Genomic DNA, 14,092 nt, shown 5'->3' on the forward strand with positions numbered 1-14,092 from the left:
CGGGGGACGGTCCGCTCAGGCCTTCGGGGTGACGCGGATCCAGCGGGTGCTGTGCGGGGGCAGGCGCAGGCCGCGGGAGAGGTCCAGCTCGCGGTCCTCGATGAGTTCGCGGGCCTCGGGGGCGAAGCCGGACAGGGTGGTGGAGGTGACCGTCACCTCCCGGTCGCCGACGTTCACCAGCACCAGCACGGTGGTCTCCTCGCCGGGGCGCTGGTAGCCGAGCACGGCCGGCTCGGGGACGTGGAAGGGCAGCAGCGTGTTGCCCGCGAACTCGGCGGTGGCGCGGCGGACCTCGAGCAGGCGCGTCAGGCGGCCGTGGATGCGGCCGGAGAAGGTCCGGGGGTCCTCGCGCACCGCGTAGGCCTCGGCGGGGCGGTGCGGCCGGTGCACCCAGCGGGAGTCGTCGGCCTCGGCGGGACGGTCGCGGAAGTAGTAGTCGTTGAGCTGACCCACCTCGTCGCCGAGGTAGATCAGCGGCATCCCGCCGGTGGACATGGCGATCGCGTGGGCGAGCACCACCCGGTCCTCGCCGCCGGCGTCCCCCGCCTCGACGCCGGCGAGGGAGGCGGTGGTGCCCGCGATGCGGGCGTCGCCGGTGCGGGGGTTCTCCTGGAAGGCGGCGCCGCGGGAGAAGGTGCCGGCGGTGCGGCCCACGTAGAAGTCGTTGAGGAAGCGGCGGTGAGAGTAGCCGTCGATGCCGAGCTCGGCGGCGTCCTCGTCGGCGAAGGTCCAGCCGATGTCGTCGTGGCTGCGCACGTAGTTCACCCAGGCGGTGCCCGCGGGCAGCTCGTGGCGGCGCTCGAGGGCCTGGGAGAGCAGCGAGGCGTCCCGGGTGGCCATCGCCTCCCAGGTCAGGGCCATCTGCAGCGGGTTGTAGGAGATCTGGCACTCGCCGGGCGAGATGTACTCGATGACCTCGTCGGGGTGGACGATCGCCTCGGACTTGAACAGCAGCGAGGGGGCGGCCATCCGCAGCACCGCGTTGAAGGCCTGCAGCAGCAGGTGCGCCTCCGGGAGGGACTCGCAGGCGGTGCCGAGCCGCTTCCAGATGAAGGCGACCGCGTCCATCCGCAGCACCTCGACGCCCTGGTTGGCCAGGAACAGCATCTCCCCCGCCATCGCCCGGAACACGGCGGGGTTGGCGTAGTTCAGATCCCACTGGAAGTGGTAGAAGGTCGACCAGATCCAGCGGCCGTCCTCGAGCTGCACGAAGGAGCCGGGGTGGTCGTCGGGGAAGATCTCCCGGGTGGTGCGCTCGTAGGCGTCCGGCATCGTGCGGTCCTCATGGATGAGGTAGAAGTCGTCGTAGCCGGGCTCCCCCGCCACGGCCTTCCGGGCCCACTCGTGCTCGTTGCTGGTGTGGTTGAAGATGAAGTCGACGACCAGGGAGATGCCGGCGGCGCGCAGCTCGGCGGCGAGCTCGCGCAGGTCCTCCATGGTGCCCAGCGCCGGGTCCACCTCACGGTAGCTGGAGACGGCGTAGCCGCCGTCGTTGTTGCCCTCGGGGGCGGCGAACAGCGGCATCAGGTGCAGGTAGGTCAGCCCCAGCTCGCGGAAGTAGCCGATGTGCTCGCGCAGCGCCGTCAGGGAGCCGGCGTAGCGGTCGACGTAGCAGACCCCGCCGAGCATCCGCTCGCTCTCGAACCAAGCGGGGTCGGCGCCGCGGGCCTCGTCCTGGGCGCGCAGCTCGGCGGGCCGCTCGGCCCAGGAGGCGGCGACCAGGCCGATCACGGCGGCCAGGGCCTCACGGGCGTCGTCCCGCTCCCCGTAGAGCCGGGAGAACAGCCCGTGCAGGGTCGGGAAGTGCGCGGCGTAACGGGCGGCGAGCACGGCGTCGAAGGGCCCCTGCTCGGCCTCGACGAGGGCACGGATCTCGGACTGGTCGGCGGCGGTGTCGGCGCTGAGGGTGCTCACGCCCACAGGGTAGAGCGCCCGGGTCCGCGCCGGCAGGGGCGTCCGTCCCGGCGCTCCGGGCATCCCGGGCGTGACCTCGACAGGACGGGAGGGCGCGGCGCTCGTCGGGGTGGGAGCGGGGATGGGAGACTGTCGCCCATGGCTCATTCCTTCGCGGACATCACTCCCCCGATCGCCCTGACGCCGCTGGACGGCCGGTACCGCGACCAGGTCGCGCCGCTCGTGGACCACCTCTCCGAGGCCGCCCTGAACCGGGCCCGCCTGGTGGTGGAGACCGAGTGGATGATCCACCTGCTGGACGGCGGCGCGATCCCCGGCCTGCGCGGCCTCACCGACCAGGAGCGCGCCCTGCTGCGCGCCATCCCGGAGGACTTCGGCGCCGAGGGCATCGCCGAGCACGCCGCCATCGAGCGGGAGACCGTGCACGACGTGAAGGCGGTCGAGTACTACATCAAGCGCCGCCTGGCGGGCACCAGCCTGGAGTCGCTCGCGGAGATCGTGCACATCTACTGCACCAGCGAGGACGTCAACAACCTGGCCTACGCGCTGATGGTGCGCGGTGCCGTGCACGAGGTGTGGCTGCCGGCGCTGGACGAGGTGATCGCCCAGCTCGGCGAGCTGGCGCGGGAGAGCGCCGAGGTGCCGATGCTCTCGCGCACCCACGGCCAGCCCGCCACCCCCACCACCCTCGGCAAGGAGCTGGCCGTGTTCGCGCACCGGCTCACCCGCCAGGCCCGCCGCGTCGAGAGCGACGAGATCCTCGGCAAGATCAACGGCGCCACCGGCACCTACGCCGCCCACGCCGTCTCCGTGCCCGGCACCGACTGGCAGGAGGTCTCCCGCACCTTCGTGGAGCACCTGGGACTCACCTGGAACCCGCTGACCACGCAGATCGAGTCCCACGACTGGCAGGCCGAGCTGTACGCCGACATGGCGCGCGCCGGCCGCATCCTGCACAACCTGGCCACCGACATCTGGACCTACATCTCCCTGGGCTCCTTCCGTCAGCGGCTCTCCGCACAGGGCGGAACCGGCTCCTCGACGATGCCGCACAAGGTCAACCCGATCCGCTTCGAGAACGCCGAGGCGAACCTGGAGATCTCCGGCGCCCTGTTCGACGTGCTCGGCCAGACGTTGGTCACCTCCCGCCTGCAGCGGGACCTCACCGACTCCACCACCCAGCGCAACGTCGGCCCCGCCGTCGGCCACTCGCTGCTGGCCATCCGGAACCTGCAGAAGGGTCTGGCGGGCCTGGACGTGGACGCCGAGGCGATGGCCGAGGACCTCGAGGGCAACTGGGAGGTGCTGGGCGAGGCCGTGCAGTCGGTGATGCGCACCCTCGGCGTGCAGGGCACCACCGGCATGGACAACCCCTACGAGCGGCTGAAGGACCTCACCCGCGGCCAGCGCGTGGACGGCCCCGCGATGCGGGAGTTCATCGGCTCCCTGGGCCTGCCGGAGGCGGAGGAGCAGCGCCTGCTGGCCCTCACCCCGCAGACCTACGTCGGCTACGCGGCCTCCCTCGTCTCCCACCTGGAGGCGGGCGGCACCGGGAGTGGGCGGTGAGCACCCCCGGGGAGGAGGCCACCGCGCACGGCGACCACGGCACCCACGGCGATCCCGGCTATCAGCACGGGAAGGCTGCCTACCTGCGACGGCTCAAGCTCATCGAGGGGCAGGTGCGCGGCATCCAGCGGATGGTCGACGAGGACACCTACTGCATCGACGTGCTCACCCAGGTCTCCGCGGTCACCAAGGCGCTGCAGTCGGTGGCGCTGGGGCTGGTGGACGACCACGTGCACCACTGCGTGCACGACGCCGCCGGCTCCGGGGACACCGCGGAGCTGGACCGCAAGATGGACGAGATCATGGGGGCCGTCAAGCGCCTGATGCGCTGAGCGGAGCCGCGCCCGCGGTCGCGGCTCCGCTCAGCGGGGGCGGACGGAGACGACGTCCAGGTTGGCGTCCTCGGGCAGGCGCAGCGCCAGTCCGATGGTCGCGGCGACCGTCTGCGGGGACATGGGGGGCCGGGGGGTGAAGGAGTCCCCCTCCAGCTCCCGCAGCTCGCGCTGCATGTCGGTGTCCACCCGGCCCGGGTGCACGGAGCTGACCCGCACGCCGTTCTCCCGCTCCTCCTCGCGCAGCGCGTCGGTGAGGGCGCGCAGGGCGAACTTGGAGGCGCAGTAGGGGCCGCGGGCCGCGATGCTGGTGAAGCCGGAGCCGGAGTTCAGGGTGACCACGGTGCCGCGTGCCTGCCGCAGGGCCGGCAGCAGCAGCCGGGTCAGCTCGGCGACGGCGGTGACGTTCAGCGCGAAGGAGCGCTCCCAGTCGGCGGGGGCCAGCTCCTCGACGGTGCCGCCGACGAGGTTCCCCGCCGAGTGCACCACGCCCGCCAGGCCCGCGGGCAGCTCGAGCGCGGCGACGGCGGCCGCCAGGGAGTCGGCGTCGGTGAGGTCGGCAAGGAAGGGCTCGGCCGAGGGCAGCTCGGCGAGCAGATCGGCCACGTCCTGCTCGCGACGGGCTCCGAGGACCAGGTGGTGGTCCGCGCCCAGCTCACGGGCGACGGCGCGGCCGATGCCGCGGCTGGCGCCGGTGATCAGGACGACGGGACGGGAATCGACGCCGCCGGTGGCGCCCGCTGCGGGGCTCACAGGACGTAGGCCTCGGCGTCGCCCTCGGAGACGATCGGCAGGCCGGACTCGAACCACAGGTCCATGCCGCCGACCACGTTGATCGCGTCGTAGCCGTTGCCGTTCAGCCACTGGGTGACCTGGTGGCTGCGGCCGCCGGAGCGGCAGACGATGTAGAGGTCGCCGTCCTCGGGGAGTTCGTCGAGCTTCTCCAGCAGCTCGCTGGCGGGCAGGTGCTGGGCGGTCGGGGCGTGCCCGGCATCCCATTCGGTCTGCTCGCGCACGTCGATGAGCTGGGCACCCTCGGGCACCTCGGTGGGGGCGACGGTCTGCTGGTCCATGCCCTCCAGCCTACCCACGCTCCCCCGCCGCGCGGGCGGCGGCCCCGGCCCGGGACCGCCGCCGCGGACCGCCCGCGGCTCAGGCCGTCCGGCGCGCGCCGCGGGCGCCGCGGGCCACCAGCGGCGAGGACACCGCGACCGCCCCGAGCACCAGCAGGTAGGCAGCGAGCACGCTGCCGCCGTAGAGCAGGGCGCCCCGGGCGTCGGTCGCCGGCCCGCCCATCACCGCGACGATGACCAGCAGCATCGTCCCGGTCGCGAGCACGGAGCTGAGGGCGAGCGGGATCGCCGTCTCCAGCAGCCGGGCCCGGTGGAGCTGCGCCACCTCGGCGCCCGCCACGTGCTGGGCCCGCAGGGCTGGCGCGTGGTCGATCACGCGGGCCGCCTGGGTGACCCCCGTGGAGACCGCGGCGATCACCGCGGCGATCGCCAGGGTGAGGATCCCGCCGGTCGCCATGGCCGTGATGAGGATCTCCTCGGCCGGCGAGGTCGGCTCGCCGAGGGTCACCACCACCATCAGCAGTCCCGCGACGACCAGGGCGAAGGTGATCCCGGCGACGGCTCGCCAGCCCGCCCGCGGGTCCGCGGCGAGGCGCCGGGCGCCGACCAGCAGGGCGGGCCACGGGGCGAGGGCCGCGAGGATTCGCGCCACCAGCCACACGGTGAACGGGCCGACGACGTTCACCCCGGCCACCACGGCGCCGATCATCCCGACCAGCAGCGCGAGGGCGAGGCCCGCGTTCGTCTCCTCCATGATCGGGAGCAGCTGCATGAGGCCGAACAGGCCGACGACCAGCAGCACCCACACTGCCACGCGCAGCACGCTCATCCGCACGGTGCGGGAGGCGCGGGCCACGCCGAGCGGGCTCAGCACGATCCCCGTCAGCGCCACCGCGGCGGAGGCGGCGGCGACCAGCAGCACGCCGAGCACGAGCAGGGGGTACGCCCACGCCGGGAGCAGCAGCTCCCCCACCGTGAACGGGGCGAAGCCGAAGTCCAGGGCCGTGAGCGGCGGGGTGACCAGCAGGTGCAGGCCGATCCCCAGCACGGCGCCGAGCAGCGCCTGCCCCTGCACGTCGAGCACGGCGATGCCCGCGACCTGTCCGGTGGTGCCGCCCACCAGGCGCATCGCGGCGAGGTCCCGATCGCGGCGGGCCAGGGACAGGCGGGCCGCCCCGCCGCCGAAGGAGACGGCGCTCGGCACCAGCAGCACGCAGGCGATGACCGCGAACATCACGATCAGACCCATCACCGAGGCCTCGTCGGAGGCCCCCGCGCCGACGGGTCCGGCGGGCAGCCGCCCGGCGAAAGCCAGGGTGCCCCCGAGGACCGTGGCGATGACGGCAGTGGAGACCGCGAAGGCGATCACGGGAAGCAGGTCGGCGAGGGCGCTGCGACGGCGCAGCAGCAGACCGGCCGCGAGCAGCGCGCTCATCGCGCACCGCCCGTCGCGGGACCCTGCGCCGGGCCGCGCTGGTAGACCTGCACGATGCGTCCGTCCTGCATCGCGACCGTGCGCGCGCAGGTGGCGGCGACCGCGGGATCGTGCGTGACCATCACCAGGCTCGCCCCGCTGTCGCGGCAGGACTCCACCAGCACCTCGAGCACGACGCGACCGGTGGCCTGGTCGAGCGCCCCGGTCGGCTCGTCCGCGAAGACCACCTGGGGCCGTCCGGCGAGCGCGCGGGCGATCGCCACCCGCTGCGCCTGCCCGCCGGAGAGCTGGCCGGGGCGGCGGTCGTGCATCCCCGCGAGGCCCAGGCGGTCCAGCCAGGTCCGGGCGTCGGCCGCGGCCGTGCGGCGGGCGGCGCCGCCCAGCATCCGCGGCAGGATCACGTTCTCGAGGGCCGTGAGCTCGGGGAGCAGCCGGCCGTCCTGGAACACGAAGCCGAAGGCGCTGCGGCGCAGGCGGGTGCGGCGGCGGTCGCCGAGGGCCGCGAGGTCGGTGCCCTCGTGCAGCACCTCGCCGGTGCTCGGCCGGAGGATCCCCGCGAGGACGTGCAGGAGGGTGGTCTTGCCGCAGCCGGAGGGCCCCATGATCGCGAGGGACTCCGCGCGGGCCACGTCCAAGTCGATCCCGTCCAGGGCGCGGGTCCCCGTCCCGGAGGAGCCGTAGGTCTTGGTGAGCCCCCGGGTGCGCAGGACGGGCGAGAGCGGGGCGCCCGCGAGCGGCGGGGCGGGGTGGGCGGCGGGTCCGGGCGGGAGGGTCGAGGTCGGTGTCGTCATGCCCCGAGACTCCCCGAGGGCGCCCCTCCCCCGCGTCGGCCCGCGGGGCGATTCCGACCCCGGGCCGTCAGACCCGGGGTGGACAGTCGATCAGCCGAGAACCCCCTCGCTGATCTCCTCCCGCTCCCCGCACACCGGGCACTCGTCCCTCGCGCCCGCCGTGCGGCTCACAGTTCGTCGATCAGACCAGGTCTGCCCAGCTGATCTCCTCCCGCTCCCCGCACACCGGGCACTCGTCCCTCGCGCCCGCCGTGCGGCTCACAGTTCGTCGATCAGCCGAAACGGCCGGAGATGTAGTCCTCGGTCTGCTTGTTCTCGGGGTTCGTGAACATCTTCTGGGTGTCGTCGAACTCGATGAGGTGGCCCGGCTTGCCGGTGCCCGCGATGTTGAAGAACCCGGTGCGATCCGAGACCCGGGAGGCCTGCTGCATGTTGTGGGTGACGATGACGATCGTGTAGCTCTCCTTGAGCTCGTGGATCAGGTCCTCGATCGCCAGGGTCGAGATCGGGTCCAGGGCCGAGCAGGGCTCGTCCATCAGCACCACCTCGGGCCGCACCGCGATGGTGCGGGCGATGCACAGGCGCTGCTGCTGGCCGCCGGACAGGCCCATCCCCGGCTTGTCCAGGCGGTCCTTGACCTCCTCCCAGAGGTTCGCGCCCTTCAGCGAGGTCTCCACCAGCTCGTCGGCGTCCTTCTTGGAGATGCGTCGATTGTTCAGCTTCACGCCGGCCAGCACGTTGTCGCGGATCGACATGGTCGGGAAGGGATTGGCCTTCTGGAACACCATGCCGACGCGGCGGCGCACGTTCACCGGGTCCACCTTGGGGTGGTAGATGTTCTCGCCGTCGATCTCGACGGTGCCCTCGGCATAGGCCCCGGGGATCACCTCGTGCATCCGGTTCAGGGTGCGCAGGAAGGTCGACTTGCCGCAGCCGGAGGGGCCGATGAGGGCGGTCACGGAGCGCGGCTCGATCTGCACCGTCACGTCCTCCACCGCGAGGAAGTCGCCGTAGTAGATGTTCAGGCTGTCGACATTGATGGGCTGGGGGGCTGCCATCTCTGGGTCCTTTCGCGGGGGCGCCGGCTCAGCGGCCGGTCTTCGGAGAGAAGTAGTGGCTGATCAGGCGGGCGACCACGTTCAGCACCATCACGATGATGATCAGCGTGAGGGCGGCGGCCCAGGCCCGGTCGATGTTGGTGGAGACCGAGCAGGCGTAGACCTCGCCGTTGATCGGGTTGGTGACCTGCTCGTTCAGGCAGGTCGCGGAGCCGCTGCGGTACTGCTGGTTGATGAACGTCGGCAGCGTCGCCATGCGCCCGTCGAACATGTTCCAGTTGATGCCGGTGACCATGCCGACCGTGAGCAGCAGCGGGGCGGTCTCGCCGATCACACGCGCGATCGCGAGGGTGACGCCGGTGGTCAGGCCCGCGATGGCGGTGCGCAGCACCACCCGCACGATGGTCAGCCACTTCGGCACGCCCAGCGCGTAGGCGGCCTCGCGCAGGTCCATCGGCACCAGGCGCAGCATCTCCTCGCTGGAGCGCACGACGGTGGGGATCATCAGCAGCGACAGAGCCACCGAGCCCATGATGCCCATGCGCATCGACTGGTCGTCGGCCGGCATGAAGGTGAGGAACAGGGCCAGGCCGAACAAGCCCGCCACGATCGAGGGGATGCCCGTCATCACGTCGATGAGGAAGGTGACGCCCTTGCCGAGGGTGCGCCGCCAGCCGGTGTCCGCGTACTCCACCAGGAAGATCGCGGTGAACAGGCCGACGGGGATCGAGATGATCGAGGCCCACAGGGTGATCAGCAGGGTGCCGATGGTCGCGTGCAGCACGCCGCCCGCGTCCGCGCCGCCGATGATCCCCGACATGTCGGAGGTCCAGAAGGCGAAGGGGGTGGGCGAGGCGGCCACCACGCGTGCGCCGCCGCGGATCACCACCTCCCACAGCAGCGACAGCAGCGGGAACATCGCGATCGCGAAGGCACCGATCACGGCCAGGGACATCACCCGGTCGGCGGCCCAGCGCCGGCCCTCCCGGATGCGGGAGTAGACGTAGGCGAGGACCAGGTGCAGCACGTAGCCGAGGATCAGCACGCCGGCGACGCTGAGCGTGCCGAGGACCGCGAGGATCACGGCGGCCAGGACAAGGGCCACGGCCCCCATCGCGATCAGGTGCAGGATCGGCAGGCGCCGCTCATCGGTGGGCCGCACCGCCTGCGCGGTGGACTCGGGAGAGGTGGTGGTGCTCATCGGGACCTCAGCTCTTGACGCCGCTGCGGGCGACGATCCAGCGGGCGATGGCGTTGATGATGAACGTCAGCACGAACAGCACCAGGCCGGTGAAGATCAGCAGGGACATGTCCACACCCGAGGCCTCGGCCTGCCGGGAGGCGATGTTCGCGGCGATCGACTGGTGGCGTCCGACCTCGAGGATGTGGAAGGAGAAGGTGGCGCCCGGCGCCAGGATCATCAGCACGGCCATGGTCTCGCCGAGCGCGCGGCCCAGGCCCAGCATCGAGGCGGCGACGACGCCGCTGCGGCCGAAGGGCAGCACCACGGTCTTGACCACCTCGAAGCGGGTGGCGCCGAGGGCCAGGGCGGCCTCCTCCTGCAGGCGCGGAGTCTGCAGGAACACCTCGCGGGAGACGGCGGTGATGATCGGCAGCACCATCACGGCCAGCACGATCGAGGCCGAGGCCAGGTTGTTCATGGGGGCGGTGGGGTCGCCGGCGAACAGGGCGACCACGGGCTCGCCGCCCACCCACGGCACGAAACCGGGCCAGGTCGGGAAGGTGCCCAGGGTCTCGTTCAGCAGCGTGTACAGCGGCTCCAGCTTGGGCACCAGCCAGATGCCTCCCCAGAGGCCGTAGACCACGGAGGGCACGGCGGCCAGCAGGTCGATCATGTAGCCCAGGCCCGCGGCCATCCGCCGCGGCGCGTAGTGGGAGATGAACAGCGCGATGCCCAGCGAGACCGGGATCGCCATCGCCAGGGCGAGGGCCGCCGCCAGGATGGTGCCGAAGATGTACGGCGCCGTGTAGCTGATCAGCGAGAAGTCCGGCTCGGCGTTGCTGAGGAACCCGGCGAGCTCCTCGCTGGCCAGGAGGGCCGGCACCGACTCGTTGGTCAGGAAGATCGCGACCGCGGCGAGGGTGAGGAAGATCAGCAGGCCCGATCCGATGCTCAGGACCGAGAACAGGGAGTCGCCGAAGCGTCGTCCTCCCCGTCGCAGGGTGGACGCCGAGGAGCTGCTCTCCTCGGCGGCGTCGGTGGTGCTCATGGGTGGGGCCTTCCTCGCGGGGCGCGGGACGGAGGGGATGGCACGTCGATGCCGCCGGGCCGAATCGCTCGACCCGGCGGCACGACGTCGTGCGTCACGGGAGGTGTCAGCCCACCGAGATCGCGTCGATGGCGGCCTGCGCCTCGCTGCTCAGCTCCTCGGACAGCGGGGCGGAGCCGGCGTTCTCGGCGGCGACCTGCTGGCCCTCGGTGGAGACGATGTAGGAGGCGTAGGCCTTGACGGCCTCACCCTGGGCGGAGTCGGCGTAGGAGCCGCACAGCGCGAGATAGGAGACGAGCACGATCGGGTACACGCCCTCCTCGGTGGTGGTGCGGTCCAGCTCGACGACGATGTCGTTCTCCTCGCGGCCCTCCTCGCGGGGGGACGCGTCGACCGCGGCGGCGGCGGCCTCGGCGCTGTAGGAGACGAACTCCTCGCCCACCTGGATGGCGGCGGTGCCGAGGTTGCCGGCCTGGGAGGCGTCGGCGTAGCCGATGGTGCCGTTGCCGCCCTCGACGGTGGAGATCAGGCCGGAGGTGCCGTCGCCGGACTGGCCGCCGGAGATGGGCCAGGTCTCGACGGGACCGTGGGTCCAGGCGTCGGGAGCGGTCTCGGAGAGGTACTCGGTGAAGTTCTCGGTGGTGCCGGAGTCGTCCGAGCGGTGGACGGGGACGATCTCGAGGTCGGGCAGCTCGACGTCGGGGTTGTCGGCGGCGATCGCCTCGTCGTTCCAGTTCGTGATGTCCCCGGCGAAGATGCCGGCGACGACCTCGGGGGTGAGGTTCAGGGAGTCGACGCCCTCGATGTTGAACACGACGGCGATCGGGGAGATGTAGACGGGCAGGTCGAAGGCCTGCTCCCCGTTGCACACCTCGGTGGAGGCGGCGAGCTCCTCCTCGTCCAGGGCGGCGTCGGTGCCGGCGTACTGCACCTGGCCGGTGAGGAACTGCTCGCGGCCGGTGCCGGAGCCGGTGGGGTCGTAGGTGACCGTGAGGTCGCCGCCCTCGGCCTGCACCAGGCCCATGAAGGTCTCGGTCCAGGCGGTCTGCGCGGCCTGGGCGGAGGAGGCGCCCGCGCCGGGCAGGTTGCCGGTGAGCTCGGCGTAGCCGCCGTTCGCGCCGGAGTCGGAGGCGCCGGAGCCGGAGTCGGAGGAGGAGCCGCCGCCGCAGGCGGTGAGGGCGAGACCGCCGACGAGGCCGAGGGCGGCCAGGGAGGCGATCTTGTTCGAGCGCACGTTCACTGCGTGTCCTTTCGGGGCCGGAGGCCCGGGGAGGGATGTCCTGCGAGATCGTCTGACAGCGGTGACGCTAGGGAGCGCAGGTGTCCGCCCGACCCCGCGCATGTGAACGAGGGATGAACAGGCTCCACCGGCGGATGAACAGCCAGGCCAGGGCACGAAAACAGGGGTGCTGCGGAACGGGTCACGGTCCAGTCACGGAGGTGACCGGACCGTGATCGGCTCCGGGGCCGTACGGCCGGACGACCGCTGCCGTCCGGCGTGGGGACCGGCTCAGTACCCGCTCGGGGCGCTGAGGGCCAGAACGGCGATGAGGACGAAGTAGGCCAGCATGAACAGCAGCGCCACCATCCCGAGGATCGAGGTGACGAGCCCGGCGATGGCCAGGCCGTAGCCGCCCACCGGGGGCTCGGCCCCGGGGGCCGCGGCGCGCATCCCCCGGATCGAGTAGTAGAGCCCGAAGGGGGCGGTGAGCCCGGCGCAGAAGGTGATCGAGACGATGCCGAGGACGAATCCCGCGATGATGAAACCCGGGGTGGGCAGCGGCGCGACGTAGTAGATCGGGGGGCCTCCCGCCACGCCCGGTCGTCCCCCGACCGGTGCCGGCGCCGAGGACGCCGGGACGCCGGGGGCGGGCCCGGAGGGGTCGCCCGCGCCGTACGGGCTCGCCGAGCCGTACGGATCCCGGGAGCCGTACGGATCCTGAGCGCCGTAGGGGTTTTGGGCGCCGTGGGGGTCCTGCGGACCGTACGGGGCCTGGGCGCCGTACGGATCGGACGCCCGGTCCGGTGCGCCGGGGCGATCGTCCCGGGGCTCGGGGTACCAGTCGGAGGAGCTCATCGAGGACTCGTCCTTCTCGCTCAGGAGGTCGAGGTGGAGGTGCCCATGAGGACGGCCAGCCCAGCGAACCCGATGATCCAGATGAGGAACAGCGCCAGGATGGCGACGCCGATACCGGAGATCACCACCCCCGCGATGGCGAGCCCGCGACCTCCGGCAGGAGGCTGGGCATCCGGAGCAGTCTTCTTCATGCCCAGGATCGACAGGATGAGAGCCACCGGCGCGGTGATGCCCGCGCAAAGGAAGAGAGACACCAGGCTGACGACGAATCCGGCGACGGCCATGCCCGAGGTGGGGGGCGCGACCGCGAAGCCGGCCGGGGCGCCGTAGCCGGGAGCCCCGTGGCCGGGGACGCCGACCGCCGGGGAGGGCTGCCCCGCGGGGGCGGGCGAGGAGGCCCACTGCGGCACGGGGCTTCCGGACTGGCCGTAGGGGTCCGCGGCCGAGCCGACGGACGGGGCCCCGGAGGCATCGGGGGCCGAGCCCGCGGCGGGATCGGAGGCGCTCGGGATCGAGGTGTCCTCACGGGGCTTCGAGGGGTCCGGCTCGGAGTTCCAGTTCGAGGAGGTCACGGGTGTCCTTCGGGATGGGGGCCGCCGTCGGGGGCGGATCGCCCCCGATCCTACGGATGCCGGGTTCGCCGTCCCGGGCCGTCCACGCCGCGGGAGCTCAGCCGATGTTGGGGAGATGCCGCTCCACCGCGACCACGTTGCCCTGCGAGGTCGCGTGCAGCACCATCGCCTCCCCCGCCGCGAGGTAGGGGTCCGAGCGGGGCAGCTCGAGCGCCGCGCCGTGCACGGAGACCTGCCGGATCACCTGCAGCACCGTGGGCAGCACCGGCCGATGGGTGCACACCACCACCGAGCGCGCCTCGCGCAGCACCCGCTCGATGACGGCGCCGGTGCGGGTGGGGTGGTCGGCGTGGGAGGCCTCGGTGAGCTCCGACTTCGTGGTGACGTCGATGCCCTGTGCCCGGGCGAAGCCCTCCACCGTGGCCCGGCAGCGCTTCCAGGGGCTGGTGACCACGCCACCCGGGTCGAAGGCGTCGATCAGCGGCGGGAGCGCCGCGGCCTGCTTCTTGCCCTTGGCGTTCAGGGGCCGCGACTTCTCGCCCTTGCGCCACTTGGCGCGGGAGAGCGCCGCCGCGTGGCGCTGGATGATGATGGCGGCGGTGTCCAGCTCCTCGGCCTCCAGGTAGCGGCGCAGCGCGGCCAGCAGCACCTGGTCGCTCTGGCGGGTCAGGCGCCGCTCGGCCTCGTCGAGGGAGAGCCATTTGCGCTGGTCGATCTCGCGCGGGTCCTCGGCGCCCGCGGCGACCTTGGCCCTCACCGTCGCCGTCCAGTACTGCACGATCTTGGTGCGCCCGTCGGGCAGCAGGTACACCGAGGCGGGCAGCGGGCGCTGCAGTCGCACCCGGTAGCCGGTCTCCTCGGCGACCTCCCGCACGGCCGCGGCCGGGAACGTCTCGCCCTTGTCGAGCTTGCCCTTGGGCACCGACCAGTCGTCGTAGCGGGGGCGGTGCACCAGCAGCACCTCGAAGCCCTTCTTGCCCTCGCGCCAGGCCAGGGCCCCGGCGGCGAGCACGGGAGGGGCGGTCGACGGGTCCACGCGCATG

The 14,092-nt window shown here is 72.5% G+C and carries 14 protein-coding genes; 2 read left to right on the forward strand and 12 right to left on the reverse strand.

The window, feature by feature from the left end:
- Positions 1-15: 15 nt before the first annotated feature.
- The gene (locus OM98_RS00960; protein WP_029362607.1) at positions 16-1,914 is read right to left on the reverse strand and encodes an alpha-amylase family protein; all 1,899 of its coding nucleotides are present in this window, start codon (positions 1,912-1,914) and stop codon (positions 16-18) included.
- A gap of 138 nt (positions 1,915-2,052) precedes the next feature.
- Here OM98_RS00960 and purB point away from each other — a divergent pair, with 138 nt between their 5' ends.
- Both purB and OM98_RS00970 read left to right on the forward strand, forming a co-directional pair.
- Positions 2,053-3,480, forward strand: coding sequence for an adenylosuccinate lyase (purB, locus tag OM98_RS00965; RefSeq protein ID WP_010532684.1), 1,428 nt, complete (start codon positions 2,053-2,055; stop codon positions 3,478-3,480).
- Entirely contained in the window at positions 3,477-3,812 is a 336-nt protein-coding gene (locus tag OM98_RS00970; RefSeq protein ID WP_010532685.1) for a metal-sensitive transcriptional regulator, read from the forward strand. Before purB ends, OM98_RS00970 begins: the two co-directional genes overlap by 4 nt.
- Before the next feature lie 30 nt (positions 3,813-3,842).
- Here the strand turns inward: OM98_RS00970 and OM98_RS00975 are convergent, their stop codons facing one another.
- The 11 genes from OM98_RS00975 to OM98_RS01025 all read right to left on the reverse strand — a co-directional run bounded on the left by OM98_RS00975 (position 3,843) and on the right by OM98_RS01025 (position 14,091).
- Entirely contained in the window at positions 3,843-4,565 is a 723-nt protein-coding gene (locus OM98_RS00975) for an SDR family oxidoreductase (protein WP_010532686.1), read from the reverse strand.
- Positions 4,562-4,885 (reverse strand): rhodanese-like domain-containing protein, encoded by a 324-nt coding sequence (locus OM98_RS00980; RefSeq protein ID WP_010532687.1) that lies wholly within the window; start codon positions 4,883-4,885, stop codon positions 4,562-4,564. The genes OM98_RS00975 and OM98_RS00980 overlap by 4 nt, the downstream gene beginning before the upstream one ends.
- A 79-nt stretch (positions 4,886-4,964) precedes the next feature.
- Positions 4,965-6,320 carry a hypothetical protein gene (locus tag OM98_RS00985; RefSeq protein ID WP_010532688.1) on the reverse strand — a complete coding sequence of 452 codons (1,356 nt, stop codon included), beginning with the start codon at positions 6,318-6,320 and terminating at the stop codon, positions 4,965-4,967.
- Positions 6,317-7,111: an ABC transporter ATP-binding protein gene (locus tag OM98_RS00990; protein WP_010532689.1), complete on the reverse strand. Its 795-nt coding sequence runs from the start codon at positions 7,109-7,111 to the stop codon at positions 6,317-6,319. Before OM98_RS00990 ends, OM98_RS00985 begins: the two co-directional genes overlap by 4 nt.
- Before the next feature lie 272 nt (positions 7,112-7,383).
- Positions 7,384-8,169, reverse strand: coding sequence for a phosphate ABC transporter ATP-binding protein PstB (gene pstB, locus OM98_RS00995; protein ID WP_010532690.1), 786 nt, complete (start codon positions 8,167-8,169; stop codon positions 7,384-7,386).
- A gap of 28 nt (positions 8,170-8,197) precedes the next feature.
- Positions 8,198-9,370: a phosphate ABC transporter permease PstA gene (pstA, locus tag OM98_RS01000; protein WP_010532691.1), complete on the reverse strand. Its 1,173-nt coding sequence runs from the start codon at positions 9,368-9,370 to the stop codon at positions 8,198-8,200.
- Between the two features lie 7 nt (positions 9,371-9,377).
- Positions 9,378-10,400 carry a phosphate ABC transporter permease subunit PstC gene (gene pstC, locus OM98_RS01005; protein WP_010532692.1) on the reverse strand — a complete coding sequence of 341 codons (1,023 nt, stop codon included), beginning with the start codon at positions 10,398-10,400 and terminating at the stop codon, positions 9,378-9,380.
- Positions 10,401-10,506: 106 nt separating this feature from the next.
- Positions 10,507-11,640, reverse strand: a complete 1,134-nt coding sequence (pstS, locus tag OM98_RS01010) for a phosphate ABC transporter substrate-binding protein PstS (protein ID WP_010532693.1) — start codon at positions 11,638-11,640, stop codon at positions 10,507-10,509.
- A gap of 270 nt (positions 11,641-11,910) precedes the next feature.
- Positions 11,911-12,216 carry a hypothetical protein gene (locus OM98_RS15405; protein ID WP_139017533.1) on the reverse strand — a complete coding sequence of 102 codons (306 nt, stop codon included), beginning with the start codon at positions 12,214-12,216 and terminating at the stop codon, positions 11,911-11,913.
- A 281-nt stretch (positions 12,217-12,497) separates the two neighbouring features.
- Positions 12,498-13,049, reverse strand: a complete 552-nt coding sequence (locus OM98_RS14625; protein ID WP_010532695.1) for a DUF4190 domain-containing protein — start codon at positions 13,047-13,049, stop codon at positions 12,498-12,500.
- A 97-nt stretch (positions 13,050-13,146) separates the two neighbouring features.
- Positions 13,147-14,091 (reverse strand): NUDIX hydrolase, encoded by a 945-nt coding sequence (locus OM98_RS01025; protein ID WP_010532696.1) that lies wholly within the window; start codon positions 14,089-14,091, stop codon positions 13,147-13,149.
- Position 14,092 lies beyond the last annotated feature (1 nt).

It is taken from the genome of Brachybacterium squillarum M-6-3 (assembly GCF_000225825.1).
Taxonomy (GTDB): domain Bacteria; phylum Actinomycetota; class Actinomycetes; order Actinomycetales; family Dermabacteraceae; genus Brachybacterium; species Brachybacterium squillarum.